Annotated in this window: 17 protein-coding genes and 1 other annotated feature; of the genes, 4 read left to right on the forward strand and 13 right to left on the reverse strand. The window is 63.0% G+C overall.

The genetic code is table 11. From position 1 onward, the window contains the following. Positions 1–596: 596 nt before the first annotated feature. From U1E26_02390 to U1E26_02415, 6 genes are all read right to left on the reverse strand, one after another. The gene (locus tag U1E26_02390; protein MDZ4168492.1) at positions 597–1589 is read right to left on the reverse strand and encodes a glycosyltransferase family 2 protein; all 993 of its coding nucleotides are present in this window, start codon (positions 1587–1589) and stop codon (positions 597–599) included. Then, a complete protein-coding gene (locus tag U1E26_02395) occupies positions 1586–2977 on the reverse strand; it encodes a glycosyltransferase family 39 protein (GenBank protein ID MDZ4168493.1) in 1392 nt (463 codons plus the stop codon). The genes U1E26_02390 and U1E26_02395 overlap by 4 nt, the downstream gene beginning before the upstream one ends. 10 nt (positions 2978–2987) lie before the next feature. Beyond that, positions 2988–3524, reverse strand: a complete 537-nt coding sequence (locus U1E26_02400; protein MDZ4168494.1) for an IS3 family transposase — start codon at positions 3522–3524, stop codon at positions 2988–2990. A 139-nt stretch (positions 3525–3663) separates the two neighbouring features. Next, positions 3664–3777 (reverse strand) — a sequence feature (AL1L pseudoknot). Further along, positions 3735–4037 carry a transposase gene (locus U1E26_02405; protein MDZ4168495.1) on the reverse strand — a complete coding sequence of 101 codons (303 nt, stop codon included), beginning with the start codon at positions 4035–4037 and terminating at the stop codon, positions 3735–3737. (Overlaps the previous feature by 43 nt.) 304 nt (positions 4038–4341) lie before the next feature. Next, positions 4342–5379 (reverse strand): NAD-dependent epimerase/dehydratase family protein, encoded by a 1038-nt coding sequence (locus U1E26_02410; protein ID MDZ4168496.1) that lies wholly within the window; start codon positions 5377–5379, stop codon positions 4342–4344. 13 nt (positions 5380–5392) lie between these two features. Continuing rightward, positions 5393–6265 carry a decaprenyl-phosphate phosphoribosyltransferase gene (locus U1E26_02415; protein ID MDZ4168497.1) on the reverse strand — a complete coding sequence of 291 codons (873 nt, stop codon included), beginning with the start codon at positions 6263–6265 and terminating at the stop codon, positions 5393–5395. 189 nt (positions 6266–6454) lie between these two features. Here U1E26_02415 and U1E26_02420 point away from each other — a divergent pair, with 189 nt between their 5' ends. The 4 genes from U1E26_02420 (at position 6455) to leuB (ending at position 11023) form a co-directional block, all read left to right on the forward strand. Next, the gene (locus U1E26_02420; GenBank protein ID MDZ4168498.1) at positions 6455–7060 is read left to right on the forward strand and encodes an acyltransferase; all 606 of its coding nucleotides are present in this window, start codon (positions 6455–6457) and stop codon (positions 7058–7060) included. A 60-nt stretch (positions 7061–7120) separates the two neighbouring features. Beyond that, the gene (gene leuD, locus U1E26_02425; GenBank protein MDZ4168499.1) at positions 7121–7615 is read left to right on the forward strand and encodes a 3-isopropylmalate dehydratase small subunit; all 495 of its coding nucleotides are present in this window, start codon (positions 7121–7123) and stop codon (positions 7613–7615) included. Between the two features lie 121 nt (positions 7616–7736). Next, the gene (locus U1E26_02430; protein MDZ4168500.1) at positions 7737–9845 is read left to right on the forward strand and encodes an O-antigen ligase family protein; all 2109 of its coding nucleotides are present in this window, start codon (positions 7737–7739) and stop codon (positions 9843–9845) included. Positions 9846–9904: 59 nt separating this feature from the next. Then, entirely contained in the window at positions 9905–11023 is a 1119-nt protein-coding gene (gene leuB / locus U1E26_02435) for a 3-isopropylmalate dehydrogenase (GenBank protein MDZ4168501.1), read from the forward strand. Positions 11024–11065: 42 nt separating this feature from the next. Here leuB and U1E26_02440 read toward each other — a convergent pair whose 3' ends face one another. From U1E26_02440 to wecB, 7 genes are all read right to left on the reverse strand, one after another. Beyond that, on the reverse strand, positions 11066–12922 hold the full coding sequence (locus tag U1E26_02440) for a nucleoside-diphosphate sugar epimerase/dehydratase (GenBank protein MDZ4168502.1): 1857 nt from the start codon (positions 12920–12922) through the stop codon (positions 11066–11068). Further along, positions 12919–14139, reverse strand: a complete 1221-nt coding sequence (locus U1E26_02445) for a DegT/DnrJ/EryC1/StrS aminotransferase family protein (GenBank protein MDZ4168503.1) — start codon at positions 14137–14139, stop codon at positions 12919–12921. The genes U1E26_02440 and U1E26_02445 overlap by 4 nt, the downstream gene beginning before the upstream one ends. A 1-nt stretch (position 14140) precedes the next feature. Beyond that, positions 14141–14752, reverse strand: a complete 612-nt coding sequence (locus tag U1E26_02450; protein MDZ4168504.1) for an acetyltransferase — start codon at positions 14750–14752, stop codon at positions 14141–14143. After that, positions 14749–15405, reverse strand: coding sequence for a sugar transferase (locus tag U1E26_02455; GenBank protein ID MDZ4168505.1), 657 nt, complete (start codon positions 15403–15405; stop codon positions 14749–14751). The genes U1E26_02450 and U1E26_02455 overlap by 4 nt, the downstream gene beginning before the upstream one ends. A 117-nt stretch (positions 15406–15522) precedes the next feature. Next, the gene (locus U1E26_02460; protein MDZ4168506.1) at positions 15523–16509 is read right to left on the reverse strand and encodes a lysylphosphatidylglycerol synthase transmembrane domain-containing protein; all 987 of its coding nucleotides are present in this window, start codon (positions 16507–16509) and stop codon (positions 15523–15525) included. A 105-nt stretch (positions 16510–16614) separates the two neighbouring features. Continuing rightward, positions 16615–17802 carry a glycosyltransferase family 4 protein gene (locus U1E26_02465; GenBank protein ID MDZ4168507.1) on the reverse strand — a complete coding sequence of 396 codons (1188 nt, stop codon included), beginning with the start codon at positions 17800–17802 and terminating at the stop codon, positions 16615–16617. Continuing rightward, positions 17799–18932, reverse strand: a complete 1134-nt coding sequence (gene wecB, locus U1E26_02470; GenBank protein ID MDZ4168508.1) for a UDP-N-acetylglucosamine 2-epimerase (non-hydrolyzing) — start codon at positions 18930–18932, stop codon at positions 17799–17801. The genes U1E26_02465 and wecB overlap by 4 nt, the downstream gene beginning before the upstream one ends. Positions 18933–18956 lie beyond the last annotated feature (24 nt).

The following is an 18956-nucleotide window of genomic DNA, read 5'->3' on the forward strand; positions in this document are numbered from 1 at the left end:
TGTGCATCGAGACGATGTCCACCCATTCCTCCAGTCGCAGCAAACTGACCCTCCTCGCACGGCGCCGCCATACGAGGAGCCTACAAGGGTGGTCAGTTTTCGACCGTCACAGGGTGTTCAGTATTGAGCCGTCAGCGACACGTACTGTCGCGTTGGCTATCGGACTGCTTGCGGCCGCCTACCCCGACAAGCTCTACTTCCTCTCGAGGGGTGCGGCCGACAGCATGGCCGTACCGCTGGTGCTTGGTGGACTTGGACTTGGACATAGTACCGCCGCGGCGGGGAGTCGATTGGCTGGGTCCATTGCGGTTACGTCTTTCTTGACGCGGGCAAGCCGAGACTCGTGCGCAGCAAGGGCACATGCGCGATAGAGCCCGCGATGGAGGCCGCGCACAAGAAGCCTCCGACCGTCAGAAGCAGCCAGTTAAGGTACCAAGTGAATACATCTGATGGGAGTGCTTGCGACAGTGCCTCCAGAACGGGCATGTGCGAAAGATAGACTCCGAGCGGCGCCAAGCAGGACTGCTTCGGGCAGGTGCATTGCGGCGTGTTGAGCGACGACGAGCACCACGGCCGTCAACCTAAGGAGATCAAGACTATCGAGGCGTCGCTTCATTGCGATCGCGATTCCTAGTTGGGGTTAACGAGCGGGCTGCTAGCCGACTATGGCCGTGATCTTGCATCCATCGATGCAGTTCGAGTTCATACAGCATCCGCGACTGCTTTCTGAGCGCATCGAGTACGACTCCTGTTGACAACGAGAGCAGACTACTTGTTCCCAGAGCAACAGCCACAATCAACGAGGGGTACCTGCGAACGTAGCCGGTCATCAGGTACTCATCGAGAGGTGGGATGAAGAGCACGATTGCTCCCACGAGCAGGACAGTGGCGATGATGCTTGAGAAGAGCAGCGGACGATAGTCCTTGAAGAGTGCAAAGACGGTCTTCAGCACCCGCAGGCCGTCTGGAATGGTCCTGAGCTTAGAGACACTTCCTTGGCAGCGATCTCGATACTCCATCGGCATTTGGGCAATGAGGAAATCCTTGTCAAGAGCGTGAATAGTCATTTCGGTTTCAATCTCGAATCCGCGGCTCATGACTGGGAACGTTTGAACGAATAACCTCGAAAAGGCGCGCGCGCCGGTCATGACATCGCCGATCTTTGCCTCGAATATCGTGTTGATGAGCCACCGGACCAGCATGTTTCCAGCTCCGTGTAGCGCTCGGCGGTTCTCCTCAAAGTAGGAGGAGCTGAGCCGATCGCCAACCACCATGTCTGCCTCACCATGAGACACCGGTCCCAGTAACGCAACCACACTCTCAGCGGAGTAGGTATCGTCACCATCGACGAGCAGATACATGTCTGCATCGATGCCTCTGAACATCGAGCGAATCACGTGACCCTTGCCCTGCCTACGCTCGCTGACTACAACTGCGCCCGCTCGAACAGCCAGCTCGGCGCTGCGATCTGTTGAGTTGTTGTCGTAGACGTAGACGACGCAATCCGGCAGCAGGCGCCGAAAGTCGGATACGACCTTCTCGATGGTTGCTTCCTCGTTATGGCATGGAACCAGAACTGCAGTGTTCATCTCACACCTCTGTAATCGAGTGTTTCGGGCGCTGATGCAGCTGCACTTCCACTAAGCGGTGAAGATAGTCGCTGCGAGCACCTGGATGTGAGTCGATTCAATGCGCAGGCGATCGCCACGTACAGGAACGGCATGAAGGGGTACACGTACCTGTGTAGGCCCAGGTAGTAGCTCGTCCCCACGGTGACGAGCAGTACACACAAGCCCATGAACACGAACTCGTACCTTGCATCGGATCTAATGGATAGCGCGAGTAGAGCGGCGAGTCCGAGCGCAGACATGACGGCATGAACCCGCAGAACCCAGTAGGAAGACGCGCCGAGCACAGTGTCCCAATAATGGGGCAGGAGCCAGGCCGCCGCTGGCTTCCCCAAGGCATAGGTGAAGACTAGGTCGAGCGGGTCAGTCCTCCATCGCTGCACGAGTCGCTGATGGGCGGCCCTCGCAAACAGGTGGCTCTTCTCTAGCTCGTTCCCCGTGAAGTTGCTAGTCAGTTCATCCATCTGCACAAATGCACCGCCGTGCTCTGGATACGGGTCAAACCTCTGATACGTGCCTTCCAGTAGCGGCGCCCCTTCGAACGAGGTGAACGGAACGAATGCGTCGAAGAGGCAGTAATTGCGAATCCACCAAGGCATCAACACCGCCACGATAACCATGATCGCTGCTGCGGTCTGCCGCCACAGAAGCTTGCGGGGGAATCTCCGCAAGAGCAGATAGATGAGCGCTGGCGGCAGCATCATCAGAGCCGCCTGGCGCAGGTAGATCGCGAGTATGAACACACCTAGCGACAGAGAGAAGTACTTCCACCCCGGTTCATCTCCAAGCCGGATGACGAGAAGGGCAAACGTAGTCACCGCCAAGGAGAAAGGATTCTCACTTAGCGTCAGCAATCCAGTGTAGATGTTCGGCATTGAGAAGGTGAGAAAGGCGGAGGCCACTAGCCCGACCCATAACCCGCCAACTCGACTTCCAAGCAAATAGACCATGTAGATGGTTGCCAACGACAGTAGAAGTAGTGTCGCTTTGACCAGCAAGTGCTCTGTGAACGGGCTCTCTGCTGCGGATAGGAGCAAGGCGAGGAATGCCGAATAGCCAGGCATCTGGTATGCCGACGATTCGGCGCCTGCAAAGGTGAACCTTCCGGACGCCGCAAGTTCACGTGCAGAATCCATGAATCGGACCGCATCGATGTACTGCCCGTCGTACGTGATTCCCACGTCGTAGACCGCTGCGATCCGTAGCACAGAAGCCAAGGCAAGCAGCAGGTAGATGCCCCTGTCAGGGTTTAGTAACCCCTTCATCCGAGAAACGCCTCGCTTTGCTACGACTTCATGGAGGTTCATAGTCCCTCTCAGTTCCAGAGACTGAAGCGCCCCGGGTTCCACGTCGGCTCGATTATGTGGAAGCCACGGTCTCCCGGGCGACTTCCTGATTGTAGCGGTCTAGAGCTTGTTGCGGCGTCAGCCGCCTGACCCTTCCGTCCTGACAGACCTTCAGCGAGCGGTGCTTGCGGCGGGCGTTGTACCAGCCGATGTAGGTCACGAGCGCGAGTTCCAGGTCGAGTCTCGTCCTCCACGTGTAGCGTTTGGTCAGCTCCCTCTTCAGTGTCGACATGATGCTTTCCGCCATCGCGTTGTCCAAAGCGGTGCCCGTGCGACCCCTGCTCGGGACGATGCCGACCCTCTTCAGACGCTCGGTGTACTCGTAGGATGTGTATTGGCTCCCGTTGTCCGTATGCACGATCAAGCCACCCTCGTGATGCAGCCGTGATGCTTCCGCCATGTCGAATGCGTCGGTGAATAGTGATTGCCGCATGTGGCTCGCGAGCTGCCAGCCCACGATGCGTCTCGTGTGCACGTCGACCACGACGGCCAGGTAGCTCCAACCCTCCCAGGTCCTGATGTAGGTGACGGGCCACGGGGATGCCCTCATCGTTGAGTTCATCCCAGATCTTGAGCTGGCCGTAGATGCCGGCGGAGCCAGCGTGCACGCGCTTGATCTGGGCAAGCAGATACTCGTCTCGCACGGTCCTGGCCGACGGTGGTCGGACACGTCGGGCGCGATACGCGCTCGCGGAAACCTCTATCTCCCGGCAGATCGGCTCGACCCCGAAGTGAACGCGATTCTTGTCGATGAATGCGCTCACCGCGGACGGGGTTGGTCGAGCTCCTTGGCGAAAAACACGCTCGCCGCCTTCAGGATCTCGTTGGAGCGCTTCAGGTCGCGGATCTCTTTGCGAAGCGCGGTGAGTTCCTCGCGCTCGGCTGTCGTCAGCCGATCGGTGCGCGTGCCGTCATTGGCCTCGTCCTGGCGCACCCACAGCCGCAAGGTGTCGGGGTGGATGCCCAGATTTCGTGCGACCTGAGTGATCGGCCGCTCGGATTCACGTGCGACTCGGACGGAGCGCTCTCGAAACCCGGGGGAGCACTTCGAACGTCTTGCCATGGGTCTGACTCCTTTCTCCAGGACCAAGTACTCCTGGAAACGGAGCCTCCGTCAAACAAGGGGCGCTTCAAAGCGGCAGTTCGGCTACAGAGGAAGGCGGGCCGAAGTGGGTCGCGGGGCCGCGAAGTGGGGATTCCCATGACAACAACAGGGCTGTCACAGATTCCACCCCGGCGTACTAGGCTGGGATGCCTCCGAAGTCAGCTTCTTTGGACGTCTACCGCCCTAGCGAGTCGGCTTCTAGTGCGCGATACTGTGCGATGGCTCAGCAGGTGACTGTAGGCCTCCTCAGGCGTACTGCCCATCAGAAGAACCGCTTCGCTACGATCAGGATGCCCTGTTTCCACGGCACTCGGTGCGAGACGCCGCTCTCGCCCGCGAAGTCATCGAGGTGCTCGACGTACCACACGTAGTTGCGTACCAGTGCGTCTTGGTTGGAGTACTTGGGCTGCCACCCAAGAACACGCTTCGCCTTGTCGATCGACACGAACGAGTCCTTCGAAGCAGTCTCATAGACCCACTTGTAGAGCGGGGAGAGCTTGAGTGCTTCGAGCACTCGGAGGGTCCAGATCATGGGTGCGGCCGGGAACCCCTTGATCTTCTTGCCGTGGCCCGCCCGGTCGAGCACAGCCTGGTAGTCCGCGCGCATCGTCGCGAACTCCTCGGCACCTATGTTGAACGTGTCGTTGACGACATCTCGCTGAAGCGTGCAGCACAGATAGACCGCGTCACACAGGTCCGCGACGTCGAGCAGCTGGTAGCGGTTGGTGCCGTCGCCGATCATGGGGAAGCCGTGACCCGTGTACGCCCAGTCGTAGAACAGCGCGAACACGCCCAGGCGCTCGGGGCCGATGAATGACTTGGGTCTGACTATAGGGACGCACATGCCGCGCTCTCGGTAGCGTAGGCAGACCTCCTCGGCAGCGATCTTGGCTTCACCGTAGGGGCCAACACCAATGAGGGGGTCGTCTTCGAGTAGCGGGTGATGGTCGGGTATGCCGTACACGGCGGTGGACGAGATCATCACGAAGCGGTCCACGCCCTGGAATTCTGCCGCTTCGAGAAGGATGCATGTGCCATCGACGTCTGTCGAGCGGATGTCCTCGGGGGAGTAGAGGGGCAGCGCAGCAGCGGTGTGCACGACGATGTCGACGTCGGCCATAGCGGCGCGAACCGTCTGCTCATCTCGGATATCGCCCACGATGGCTTCGACCTGGTCGACGCAGTCTGCGTAGTCGAACTCGATCAGGTCGAGGGAGCGGACCTGATGACCGTGGCCGAGCAAGGAGCGAATGAGGTTGATGCCAAGGAATCCGGAGCCACCGGTAACGAGGTAGCGCATGCGCTAGGCCTTTCTAGACGAAATAGAGGGTCGCGCCCACTGCGGCCAGCCACAGCAGGATGTTGATGATGAGGGGCCTGTCGGTGAGCAGGATCTCCTCTGGAGACCCTCCCAGATTGCGCTTGTGCACGAGGTACAGGTAGCGGAACAGGCCGTAGACCACGAATGGGATGCTGAGCATCAGGTAGCCGTGCCGCTGGCCGGTGCTCGAGAAGAAGGTGTAGAGCGCGTACGTCACTATGGTCGAGGCGGTGATGGCCGACAGCATTGAGTCGATCAGCGGTGCCGAGTAGTGCTCGAGGCAGGGCCGGTGGTCGCAGGCGACGTCTTCCGCCAGCGTGAGCTCGTGTCGGCGCTTGGCAAGACCCAGGAACAGCGCGAGTAGAGCAGCGCAGATGTAGAGCCAGGGAGACCCGCTCAGCCCTGTCACGACGGTTCCCGCGAAGGCCCGCAACACGAATCCGGCGGAGATCGCCATGACATCGAGGATCACTTCGTGCTTGAGCCAGAAGGTATACGCCGCCTGAAGCGTTAGGTAACCGGCGGAGACCAGTCCAAACTGCACTCCAAGTGCGAAGGCGCCTGCGAGAGACGTGACCACCAGCGCCGCCGTGGCGGTGACGGCGGTTCGAGGGTTGAGCTGTCCTGCCGCCAGTGGACGGAGACGCTTCGTTTTGTGGGTCCGGTCGCGCTCGAGATCCACCAGGTCGTTCGCGATGTAGACGGCACTCGACAGCGCGCAGAAGACCACGAAAGCCGCAACTGTGCGCAGGTTGTTCGAAGCGACACCAACTTGGCCCGCAAATATGAGCGGGGCGAAGACGATGAGGTTCTTGGTCCACTGGCGTGGACGCATTGTGACAAGCAAGGCGCGCACGGCAGACACTCGACGGTCTCCTTGCTGTTTGGTGCGGCAGAACGCGCATCATCATACCTGTGGGCGTGTTGAGTGTCAGCAGGAACCGGCCGTATGCGATTGCCGGGTCGAGGGTCGAGCTGGGTCAGCCTGTTCTCGTTTGCCCTCTCACGACGTATGCTTCCATGCAGTCGTTCAAGAAGGCGAAAGGGGGCTTGCGTGGGTGTCGTCCGGAGACTGCTCAGGCGTATGCGTGCCCTTCTCAGACGGGAGCCCTATCTGCCAAGCCATCTCGCTGTTGGTGCTAACGCCTACATATCTCGCTACGCCTACATCGACTGGAACCATGCGGCCCACATTGTCATCGAAGACCACGCGGTGCTGGCTCCCCGCTGTGCGATTCTTGCGCATGACTCGTCCAGCGCGATGTCGACTGGCCTGACGTGGGTGGCCCCAGTTCTGCTCAAGAGTTACTGCTACATCGGCTACGGGGCCATCGTTCTGCCCGGAGTCACCGTGGGAGCGCGCGCAGTCGTCGGTGCGGGTTCCGTTGTCACGAGCGATGTTCCGGATGGGGCCGTCGTCGCCGGAGCGCCCGCTCGCATCGTTGGCGAGGTGAACCGGCTGGACGCAGATCGTCTCGCTCTCGCGAAGCAGCAGGGCGGCGTGTTTCCGGCGGATCGTTTCATGAGGGCCGAGCATGATCCCGTACGTCTCGTGATGCTGCGCGAGGCGGTCGAAACGGGTGGCGGTTACTTCACGGGCGGCATCCGCGGGTCGGGCGAGGACCGCAGGTATCCGGTCGAGCTTGTGGAGACGATATGAGCGTGTCTCGCGTGCGCACGTGCTAAAATCCCTCGACTATTCGAGGCGTAAGGAGCACCCGTGAAGTTCACCGGCACCGCCCACAAGTACGGGCGTGACGTCGACACCGACGTCATCATCCCGGCCCGCTATCTCAACACGAGCGATCCGACCGAGCTGGCGAAGCACTGCATGGAAGACCTCGATGCCGGATTCGTGGGCAAGGTCGAGTCGGGGGACATCCTTGTCGCCGCCGAGAACTTCGGCTGCGGCTCCTCTCGCGAGCACGCGCCCATCTCCATCAAGGCTGCGGGCGTCTCGGTGATCATCGCCAAGAGCTTCGCGCGCATCTTCTACCGCAATGCCATCAACACGGGCCTTCCCATCATGGAAGCCCCCGAGGCGGTCGATGGAATCAGCGATGGTGACAGGGTGTCGGTCGACGCTGATGCCGGCGTGATTGTGAACGAAACCACGGGGCAGACCTTTGCCGCTCGGCCTTTTCCTCCGTTCGTGAAGGACATCATCGAGCAGGGCGGCCTGATCGAGTCGGTCAAGCACAAGCTCGGCTCGTAGGTTTCGTGGGCTAAGGTTGGCCTACAAACTGCACTTGCCCGTTTCGGTAAGCGGTGACGACGGGTGGCCGCGTGCCATCGGTCTGTTCTGAGTCGGACGTTCTCCGACGATTGGAGTGCACTTGGTCTCGAAGTCCAAGGGCGACAAGCGCCGCAATAGCCATGGTGGGGAACCGAATCGCCAAGGCACGGCTGTCCCCGGCGGGGGCGGCGTTGCCGCGTCACTCTCGCTGAGCGGCATGAGCGCCCCTCAGCGCATCGCCTGGCTCGCCTTGCTCGCGCTGGTCTTCGTGGTGCCTTTGGCCATGGGCCGTCTTGCGCTTCCCGGCGCTCAGACGCCGATCACCTTCGATCAGTTCGACCTGATCAAGACCTTCGTCATCCGAGTCTGTGTGTCGATAGGACTCGCGGCATGGGCGTGGCACATCCTGATCGAGGGCGGCCGACTGCGCCGATCCAAGGTCGACTACCTCATCGTCGCGCTGCTGGGCTGGGTTGCACTCACCACGATCACCTCAATCCATCCGCAGACCGCGCTCTTTGGCACCTATCGTAGGTACGAAGGGTTTCTCACGTACCTCACGTACGCAGGCACGTTCTTCTTGGCGATTCAGCTGCTCGACCGCGGATCGCGCATCCGCACGCTGGCCAAGACGTTCTTCTGGTCCGCCGCGGTCGTCAACGCGTACGCCGTGCTCCAGTACCTTGGTCTCGACCCGGTGGAGTGGGGCCCTCTGTCGTTCGAGGAGAACCGCGCATTCTCGTTCTTCGGCAACCCTGAGCTGCTGGCAGGCTACGTGGTGATGTCGCTGACCATCGCGCTATCGCTGGCCTTGGCCGAGGAGCGGACCTCATGGCGCGCGGTGTACTGGTCGGGCTTCGTGGTGGCTTTGGTGTCGTGGATAGCCACGTTCACGCGCGGCGCATGGATAGCTGGGGCCGTTGCGCTTCTCGTGATGCTCGTCGTCGTCATCATGACTGGCGTGAAGCTCAGAGGCGTCGACAAGGCATTTCTCGGAGCCGGTGGCGCGGCAGGCGCTGCACTGGTTGCCCTGAGTCTGAGTGCGACGAACGAGGTCATGAACGTGTGGCTGCGACTGAGTTCCATCCTCGACTTCAGCACCGGCAGCGCAGGCAACCGCTTCAGGATCTGGCAGTCAGCACTCGACGCGGTGGCCGATCGGCCGATACTCGGCTTCGGAGCCGACACGTTCAAGCTCGTCTTCCCGAAGTACCGACCTATCGACTATCTAGGGGACGGCTACCTCACCGTCGCCGACAACGTCCACAACTACCCTCTCCAGCTCGCAGTGGCGCTGGGAATCCCGGGCCTGTTGCTGGTGATTGCGGTGTTCGGCTACGCGGCGTACTCATCGGCACCCACCGTGTTTCTCCGCTCCGAGTCGGCCTCGGCAGACCGGCTGGTTCTGGCGGGGTTCTGGGCCGCGTGTGTGGGCTACCTGGCCCACCTGTTCTTCGCGCTGTCTATCACCAGCACTACGGTGCTGCTGTGGGTCGCTACGGCCGCGGTACTCGCGCCCTCCGCTCGCAGCATCCAGGTGGGGGAGCTGAGGTGGGGTCGTGCGGGAGCGGTGTCTGCCGCTGTGCTCGCAGCCGCTGTGGTCGTTGCCAGCTTCGTGCCCCTTCACGCGGACAACCTCTACGTGAAGTCGAAGCTGGCCCAAGGACAGGATCGCGTCGCGCTCGCCGAGAAGGCCGCCCGCGCACTGCCGTATGAAAGCGCCTACCGGTCCGAGATCTCCATTGCTCGCATGGACGTGTTCGTCGAGGCCCTTCTGCAAGTGGATGCCGTGAGAGGCACCGCTAGCGAGCAGGCGGCCCGGTCGGCCCTGCAAGGTGTGTTCGTCGACACGGAACGCGCGATGCTCGATGCCATGGAGCGCTCCCCCTGGGAGTTCGAGAACTACATCTTCTTGGCAAACCTCTACGCCGCAGCGGGCGACTACATCGACCCGACGTACTATGACCGCTCGATTGAAGTGGCTCGCACAGGGATCGAGGATAGAGGGTTCACCTACGATGCGAGGCTTCGCTTCCAGCTTGCCCGCGGCTTGCACGCACGGGGGCAGTCGCAGGAGGCCTTCGAGCACATCAAGCTTGCCGCCCAGCTCGCACCTGACTATCCCGAGGCACAGCTGCTCTTCGCCGAGATAGCGCGTGAACTAGGGGAACCGGCTGGCACTGGCTCAGTGCCGGACGAGACTAGGTGAAAACGGTCAGAGAAGGTTAGAGTGTCTCGCAAACCATCGTCGTGCTTCGGGAGGACATCGTGACCACCAGCTATCGCATCTGTCTGCTGCCCGGAGACGGCATAGGCCCTGAGATCACCGCCGAGGTGGTGAAGGTGCTCGACGCCATCGGCGCCAAGCATGACGTCGCGTTCACCTACGATGAGGCGCTGCTGGGTGGCGCGGCGATCGACGCCACCGGCTCCGCACTTCCCGAGGAGACGCTGGCTGTGGCCCACGCAGCCGACGCCGTGCTCCTCGCCGCGATCGGCGGCCCCAAGTGGGACACCACCGATCCGGCCAAACCCCGTCCTGAGCAGGGTCTTCTCGGCATACGCAAGGCTCTGGGTCTGTACGCGAACCTGCGGCCGGTCAAGATCTTCGACGCGCTGCGCGAGGCCTCATCGCTTAAGCCTGAGTTCCTCGAGGGTGTCGACATGCTCATCGTGCGCGAGCTGACGGGCGGCCTGTACTTCGGTGACCGCGCTCGCGAGACCGGCGTCGACGGCGCGGCGACGGGCGGGGGAGCCGGCATGCGCGCCTACGACACGATGATGTACTCCGAGTACGAGATCGAGCGCATAGCGCGCATCGCATTCGACGCAGCCCGCACGCGTGGCAACAAGGTCCACAGCGTCGACAAGGCCAACGTGCTCGAGTCGAGCCGCCTGTGGCGCGAGGTCGTGCACCGGCTGCACGCTGCAGAGTACTCCGATGTCGAACTCGTAGATCAGCTCGTGGACAACTCGGCGATGCAGCTCATTCGCACACCTAACCAGTTCGATGTCATGGTCACGGAGAACATGTTCGGCGACATCCTCTCAGACGAGGCATCCATGCTCACCGGGTCCCTCGGCATGCTCGCGAGCGCCTCCCTCGGCGACGGTACGGCGCTCTACGAGCCCAGCCATGGCTCGGCGCCGGATATAGCCGGTCAGGGCGTCGCGAACCCGCTTGCGATGCTGCTGTCCGTCGAGCTGATGCTGCGGTACAGCTTCGACATGCACGCGGCGGCCGACGAGCTCGCGGCAGCGATCGAGAAGGTGCTTGCGGATGGATGGCGCACCCGGGACATCGCCAGCGCCGATACCTCTGCAGACAGCATTGTCGGCACAGCTGCTATGGGCGACTTGGTGTTGCGCGCGCTTTCGGCCGCGTAGGCTCTCGATTCGGCACCCGGTCCAGCCCAAGCGTTGTTGCCGCTACGCCCTGTCCCGAGCCATGAAGCCCGGCTCCAACCGCTCGAGCACCTCATCGACGCCTTCGAGTCGACCCTGCTGGGCGTGGGCGATCAGGTCGCGGATGTCTTCGTCGAAGTGCGGCTCAGGAATCACGACGCGGTCGACACGCAGGATCTTCTCGGCTTCGGTGGGAAGCAGCGACTCGCTGTCGGTGATGAGCGCCTCGTGCAGCTTCTCGCCGGGACGAAGCCCGCTGAACACCACATCGGCTGGCACGCCCGAGAGGGCAATCATCTTGCGCGCAAGGTCGACGATCTTGACCGGCTCGCCCATCTCGAGCACGAAGATGTCGCCGGGCTCGCCAATCGCCTGTGCTTGCAGCACGAGGCGAGAGGCCTCCGGGATAGTCATGAAGTAGCGTGTGACGTCCGGGTGTGTGACGGTGAGCGGTCCGCCGTGGCGCAGCTGCTCCTCGAAGATCGGCACCACCGAGCCACGGCTCGCGAGCACGTTGCCGAAGCGCACCGCGACGGCGTGCAGTGTGCCGCGGCGCGTAGCGGCAAGCATCCCGCGCTCGGCAAGCGACTTGGTCAGCCCCATCACGTTTGCGGGCGCGACGGCCTTGTCGGTTGAGATGAGCACGAAGCGCTCGACGCCATGGCTCTCGCATGCCTCGATGACTTGCAGGGTGCCGAGCACGTTGGTCTTGACGGCCTCTTCCGGGGCAATCTCCATCAGTGGCACGTGCTTGTAAGCGGCGGCATGCAGCACCACCTGGGGCTGGTACTCCGAGAACACCGCGTCGAGCTTTCCGGCATCGCGGATGTCGCAGATCGTCATGACCGGCAGCTCAGGATCGATCAGGCGCAGCTCAAGCCAGAGTTCGTAGAGGCGAGTCTCGTCAACCTCGATCAGGACGAGCTTGGCCGGGGACATCGTCATGATCTGGCGGCACAGCTCGCTGCCGATGGAGCCGGCCGCGCCAGTCACCGCGACAACCTTGCCGGCGAGAGTGGCGCGCACCTGCTCGACGTCGATGCGCGTTGGCTCTCGGCCGAGTAGGTCCTCGACATCGACGCCGCGCAGGTCGCGCAGACTCACCGCGCCCTTCGCGATGACAAGCTCGGGCATGATACGCGTCTGGACGTCGGCGTCGGCGGCGGCATTGAGGATGCGCCGCACGGTCTCACGCGGCGCCGAAGGCATCGCGACGATGATCTCCTCGATGTCCCGGATCCCGACGATCCTGATCAGGTCGTCGGGTTGCCCCAAGACGGGGACACCGCCTATCGTGCGCCCTCGCAACTCAGGGCGCCCGTCGAGGAATCCCACGACCATCAGGCCCAGATCCGGGCGGCCTTGGATCTCGCGCAGTAGGAGCGAGCCGGCGCTTCCGGCTCCGACGATCAGCACGCGGCGGCCTGAGCCCGACCGCGATGAGCGGACGTAGGTGAAGACACGTGCCGCAAGCCGCGCAGCCGCTGCGCCGAGGAAGACGAGTGATGCCTGGATGAACACGACCCCATAGGGGACAGGCCGGTAGAGCCCATCGATGCGGACGAGAGTGTCGACCAGCACCAGGGCTCCCGCGCCGATCGCCACCGCCCCGGACAGTTTGAGGAGCGTGTCGACGCCTACGTAGCGCAAGACGAGCCGATAGAGCCCAAAGAGGGCGAACATCGTGATGTAGACGAAGACCGCCAAGGCGGTAAAGGGGGTCTGCCACGGCGCGAAATCGGGCTGGACGAGCCCCTCGAAGCGAGCGTAGTACGCTGCTGCGGTCGCAATCACAATGATGGCCGCGTCCAACGCGACGAGAACCGCGTTCCACAGCCGACCCGTGGCGCGGACCCGATCGAACGTGCTTCGCAGGCTCATCGGCTCGCCGCCTCGAAGACCTTGTGGACGGCGGTGATGGTGTCGTCGATATCGGCATCGCCCATGGTGGGGTGAACCAAGAATGCGAGTGAGGTCTCATGGACTTCGGCCGCGACCGGCAGACGATGAGCCGGGGCCAAGCCCGCCGAGGCGAACGCCTCCTCGCGATAGATTTCGGCGCATCCGCCGTACTGCGCCATTACGCCCTCGGCGGTGATCGCGGTGGCGATGCGGTCGCGACTCCACCCGGGCGCCAGGGCATCGGGTTCAACGTAGGTGTAGAAGCGGTAGAACGCGTGGGCGGTGTCGTCGGGGGGAAGCGGGACGCGCAGTGCAGGAATGCCGCTCAGACCTCGGGCGAGACGGAGTGCGTTGCGTGTGCGCTGTGCGTGCCAGTCCGGCAGCTTCGACAGGCCCACGCGCCCGACGGCTGCCGAGAACTCGTCTAGGCGCCAGTTCGAGCCGAAGCTGTCGACCGTCCACTTGAAGGAGGTTGAACCCGACATGAAATCGGGATCGTGCACCTTGCGATAGGACTTGCCGTGGTCCTTGTAGGACCAGGCGACCTCGTATGCTGCGTCGTCGTCGAGAACGAGCATGCCCCCCTCGCCGACGGGAAGCACCTTGTCCTGGCAGAACGAGAAGGCCGCAGCGTGGCTGCCGAGCGCCCCAACGGGTCGACCTCGGTAGGTAGCACCGTGAGCCTGCGCGCAGTCCTCGATGACGACTAGGTCACGCTCGGCCGCCAGACGCATGATTCCGTCCATGTCGACAGGCCAACCGCCCAAGTGGACAGGGATGATCGCCCGGGTCCTCTCGGTGAGCACGTCGGCCACGGTCTCTGCGGTCAGGTTCGAGCTGTCGCGGTCGATGTCGGCGCAGATGGGGACCGCGCCGACCGCAACCACCGCGCTGGCCGTCGCGATGAAGGTGCGGCTGGGCACGATGACCGCATCACCCGGGCCGATTCCGAAGGCGCGCAGACCGAGTTCGAGCGCGAGTGTTCCGTTCGCCAGCGCGATACCGTGCTGGCGTTCGAGCGATTGAGCGTACTCGGACTCGAAGATCTTGCCCTGTTCGCCTGTCCAGTAGTTGAGGCGACCTGAGCGCGCGACCTCGGCGACCGCCGCGATCTCCTCGGCACCCGGGGCAGGCCAGGTGGGGAGCGGGGCGGTCCTGACGGGTGGGCCGCCGTCGATGGCGAGCGGTGCGGTCACGCTACTCCTCTGAGGCGGTGATCGAGCGGGCAGGGACGCCGGCGTAGCGACCGTCAGCGGGAATGTCGCCGACGACGACCGTGCCGGCGCCGAGCACCGTCCAGTTACCCACCGAACGGGAAGGGATGATCGAGCAGCCTGCGCCGACCAGTGCGCCCTCACCGATGCTCACGCCGCCACACAGGCCCGTCATGGGTCCGATGTGGGCGTGATCGCCGATGACGCAGTCGTGGTCGACGGTCGAGCTGGTGTTCAGAATGGCGTTGCTGCCGATGTGCGCTCCGGTGTTGATCACCACGCCGGCGGCCACGAACGTCCCTTCGCCGATGACGACTCCGGGGGCGATGACCGCTGATGGGTGGATCACGGTGGCGGGTCTCAGTCCTGATGCGGAGTAGTCAGCGAACAGCCCGGCGCGGGTGAGGTTGTCGCCCACCGCGACGATGAACCCATCGGCGTCGGCACCCTTGGCCGAAGGTGAGACGGGCACACCGAGCACGTCGGAACGCCCACCAGGGTCGCCCACGACGCGCACCACGTCGATGCCCGCGAGCTGCGCCGCATCGACAACGACGCTTGCGTGCCCGCCCGCACCGATCACGAGTAGCCTCACGAGTCCTCCTGATCAGATTGGGTCGTCACGTTTCCGCCGAACGGCTCCATGGTCGCGTGCCCGGTTGCTGAGACGCCGTCTCGACGAAACACCGTCGAGACCGTTCTGGCCAGAATGCGGAAGTCGAGCAGGAACGACCTGTTGTCCACGTACCACACATCCATCGCGAAGCGCTCGTCCCACGACACGGCGTTGCGCCCATTCACCTGTGCCCATCCCGTGATTCCCGGCCGCACCTCATGCCTGCGAGCCTGCAAGTCATTGTAGCGCGGCAGGTACTCCACCAGCAGTGGTCGTGGCCCGACGATGCTCATCTGTCCGAGAAGCACGTTGACCAGCTCGGGCAGCTCGTCGAGCGAACTCGAGCGTAGGATGCGACCGAAGCGGGTGAGACGTTGTGCGTCCGACCCCACGGCGCTGACCGCGCTCTCGCCCAAGAGGGCGTCATGCATCGATCGGAACTTGTAGAGCGTGAAGACCCGACCGCCTCTTCCCGGTCTCTGTTGGGTGAACAACACCGGCGAGCCGAGCATCACCCTCACGAGCAGCGCCGTGATCAGGAGAACGGGGCTCAGCACGACGAGGAGCACTGCCGCAGTCAGGACGTCGAGGATTCGCTTCACGACGTCGTAAGCACGATGGGTGCGACTCACGCCGTGCCTCCCGGGAGAAATGCACTATCGGTGGAAAGGCGAGCGTCTCTGATCACGCGGATGGTCACCATTTTCGTCTGAGTGGTCAGCGGAGCACCTAGATACTCGGGCACCATTCTAACGTGCCGATTCTTCGGCCGAATCGCTGAACAGCTTCCTGAAGAGCGAAGGTCTCGTTGCGATCGCGATCCACCCCCAGGTGACCCCCCACCACAGCGTGGCGACACGGGTGATCATGGTAGCGGCACCTGCGCTCAAGGGGTCCATGCCGGAGGCGACCAGGATTCCCACCATCGAGGCCTCGGTCACACCGATCCCACCAGGCAGGAACGTCAAGGCGCCGATGATGGTGGCGATCGCGTGAATGGAGACCGCTCCCACGACGCTCAACTCGTGGTAGCCGAGCGCATTCAGGCACATGCTGAAACCGATGCCCTCAAGCCCCCAAGCGAGCGCGGACGCGGGGATCGACCATAGCATCGTGCGCCATCTCAGGGAGACTCGGATGGTTGCCGAGATGGCCGACGCTGCCGCATGGTGCTTCCTAGACCACTCATGGCGGCAGAGGAACGTGAGCGCGCGCTCGTGAAACCACGCCGAACTCGCCACCCAGGTACCGATGACAATGAGTGAAAGCGCCGCCACCAGTGCCCACACGCTGCCGCCTACCAGTGTCAGCGCGCCAAGTGAGAGAATGCAGACAGCGATGAGATCGGCCAGTCGCTCAGAGAAGACAAGGGCGATGCCGCGCGACATCGGCATGTCAGCCACGGCACTTGCAAGCCACGGCTTGAAGAGTTCGCCGATGCGCCCTGGCGTGACAGCCATCGCTTGACCGGAGAACTGCAGATACATCGCATCTCTTGTCGAGACGGGGAAGCCGATGACCCGCATGAGTGCGCCCCATCGCACTCCCCGAATCACGAAGCCAGCTGCGCTCAGCATGAGCATGACCGCGAATACTGCCGGAGGGAACGCGCGCAGTGCCGCCAGCATCTGGGAGGCGTCGGTGAGAAACGCGAGCACCACATAGAGAAGCGCGCTGGCAAGTGCCGCCAGCATCGTGCCAGCGACGATGCGTTTGAGGTTCATGGTTCCGCTCACGTTGCCCGTTGAATGTCGTGACCCAGACGATGCCGGACCCGTCCGCCGTTGCATGCACACCGAAGCGGATTATCGCACTGATGAACCCGCGCGAGGCACTGCGGCTCAGGCGACCTTGTCGGTGGACCGTCCTGAGAGCCTCGACGTTCGCGAGAGAAGCGCCTCGTCGTAGAGCCCCTCGTATGCCGAGATGATGGATGACAAGGCGAATCGGGACTCCACACGCTGACGAGCAGCTATTCCTCGGGCACGGACGTCATCGGGATTGTCCGCCGCGGCGTCGATGAGCCGGGCCAGTGCGAGCGCATCGTTCTTCGGCGCTATCCAGCCAGAGTCCTCACCAACTGCGTCAGTAATGCCCCGTGTAGCGGTCCCCAGAATCGGCCTCCCTGCGGCCATCGCCTCAAGGACCGCGCGGGGAAGCCCCTCTCTTTCGGACACAAGTATCAGCGCGTTCGAGGCAGCGAGAAGCGCCGGGACATCGTGCCGGTAGCCGGCGAAGCGCACACGCTCCTTGATGTGCCGTGCAACGACCTGTTTGCGGATACGGTCCTGGAGTGGGCCTTCGCCGACGAACACCACGACAACACGTCCGCTGGTGACGCGGGTGAGCGCGTCGACAAGATGAGCGTGACGCTTGACGCGGCCGAACTCCGCGACCATGAGTAAGACGAACGCATCGTCTGAGACATCGAGCTCGCGGCGTAGCTCGCGCGAGGCGTCTGTATCGGACGCCTCAGGCGAGAAGTCCTCAATGTCGACGCCGATGCCAGGTATGAGTCGTACTCGATCCGGCTCGATAGTCCCGAAACGTCGCGCAGCGTCGAAGTCCACCTCGTTGATCGTCACAAGGAGGTCGGTCCATCGTGCTGCGGCCCGCTCCATCGACCGGTACCCTGCGGCGATGACCGGGTTCTGACCCGGATAGAAGTGGAACCCGTGCGCGGTGTAGATGATGGCCGGCCGCGTCTTAGCAGGGAGCTTTCGCAGTGCGAATCGGGTCACGAAGGCGGCGATCGGGGTGTGTACGTGGACGATGTCGTAGCCGTTCTGCTCGACGATCTCCCGCACGCGGCCCGCGGTGCCGATCAGGTTCGATGGACTCAGCGGGTTACGCGACCATGCAGCGTCAAAACGCTCGTCGAACACACCGTTCAGTGCGCGTTCCGTGGTCGCGCCGTTTGACAGCGCATCGATGCGCCACCCCTTCATGCGAAAGTGGCGCGCGAAGGGGGTGAGGAACAGCCTGAGGGTGACCGGCACGGTCGTGACGGAGAGTGCGGATGGGCTCATGGCGCTTCCCTGTATCTCTCCTCGCTATCGGCAGCGAGCAGGTCGGCGATGCGCGTCGCCGCCTTCCCGTCGCCGAACGGGTTCGAAGCACAGGCCATTGACGCGTAGGCAGCCTCGTCCGTCAGCAGTCTGGTCACTTCATCGACGATTCGCGCCGAATCCGTTCCCACGAGCTTCGCGACTCCCGAAGCGATAGCCTCTGGACGCTCGGTCACGTCGCGAAGCACGAGAGTGGGGACACCGAGGGCGGGCGCTTCCTCCTGGATGCCCCCGGAGTCGGAGAGGATCAGCGTGGCTGCGTCCATGAGCTTGACGAAGGCGAGGTACTCCTGAGAGCCGACGAGTAGTACTCGATCGAGCTTGTCCAAAAGCTGGTGTGCGGTGTCGGTGACGATCGGATTGGGGTGTGTCGCGAAGAGCACCTGGACATCATCGAATCGGGTCACGATCTCGGCAATCGCGTCGCAGATTCCCCGGAGCGGGTCCCCCCAATTCTCACGCCGGTGTGCCGTCACCAAGATGATGCGTCGGCCGCTCGCCAGAGCGGTGGACAGGCGTCCCGGAGGGAAGGCGAATGGTCGGCTTCGCGTAGCGAGTAGCGCGTCGACCACGGTGTTCCCGGTCACGTGAACGTCGGAAGGATCGATGCCCTCTGCAAGCAGGTTCTCGCGTGCTCCTGGCGTCGCCGCGAAGTGCCATCGCGTCAGACGCGAGGTCATCTGACGGTTGCCTTCTTCAGGGTACGGCCGCATCAGATCGTGCGTACGGAGCCCGGCCTCGACATGTGCGACAGGAACCCGATGGTAGAACGCCGCCAGAGCCGCAGCGAACGTGGTGGTGGTGTCCCCTTGGACCATTATCACGTCGGGCCGCGATTGGTCTATCACCGGTGACAGCCCGCGCAGTGCGCGAGTTGTGACATCGGTGAGCGATTGCCCTGTCTGCATTATGTCGAGATCGTAGTCCGGCTGGACCTCAAACAGACTCAGAACCTGGTCCAGGATCTCGCGATGCTGCCCGGTGACTGCGACGATCGGGTCGAACGTGCCACGACGACTCAGGAGCTCGCCGACGACCGGCGCGAGCTTGATCGCTTCGGGACGCGTGCCGAACACCGTGAGAACGCGCACCAGACCAGGTCTCCTTTCGCGCGC

This window comes from Coriobacteriia bacterium, assembly GCA_034370385.1.
Classification (GTDB): Bacteria; Actinomycetota; Coriobacteriia; order Anaerosomatales; family PHET01; genus JAXMKZ01.

What these genes read in the sequence shown, in the direction of transcription:
- U1E26_02440 (MDZ4168502.1), bottom strand. Translation starts at nt 12,922, where the DNA reads ATGAGCCTGCGAAGCACGTTCGATCGGGTCCGCGCCACGGGTCGGCTG.
- U1E26_02405 (MDZ4168495.1), bottom strand. Translation starts at nt 4,037, where the DNA reads ATGGCAAGACGTTCGAAGTGCTCCCCCGGGTTTCGAGAGCGCTCCGTC.
- U1E26_02410 (MDZ4168496.1), bottom strand. Translation starts at nt 5,379, where the DNA reads ATGCGCTACCTCGTTACCGGTGGCTCCGGATTCCTTGGCATCAACCTC.
- U1E26_02465 (MDZ4168507.1), bottom strand. Translation starts at nt 17,802, where the DNA reads ATGAGCCCATCCGCACTCTCCGTCACGACCGTGCCGGTCACCCTCAGG.
- U1E26_02400 (MDZ4168494.1), bottom strand. Translation starts at nt 3,524, where the DNA reads ATGAGGGCATCCCCGTGGCCCGTCACCTACATCAGGACCTGGGAGGGT.
- U1E26_02390 (MDZ4168492.1), bottom strand. Translation starts at nt 1,589, where the DNA reads ATGAACACTGCAGTTCTGGTTCCATGCCATAACGAGGAAGCAACCATC.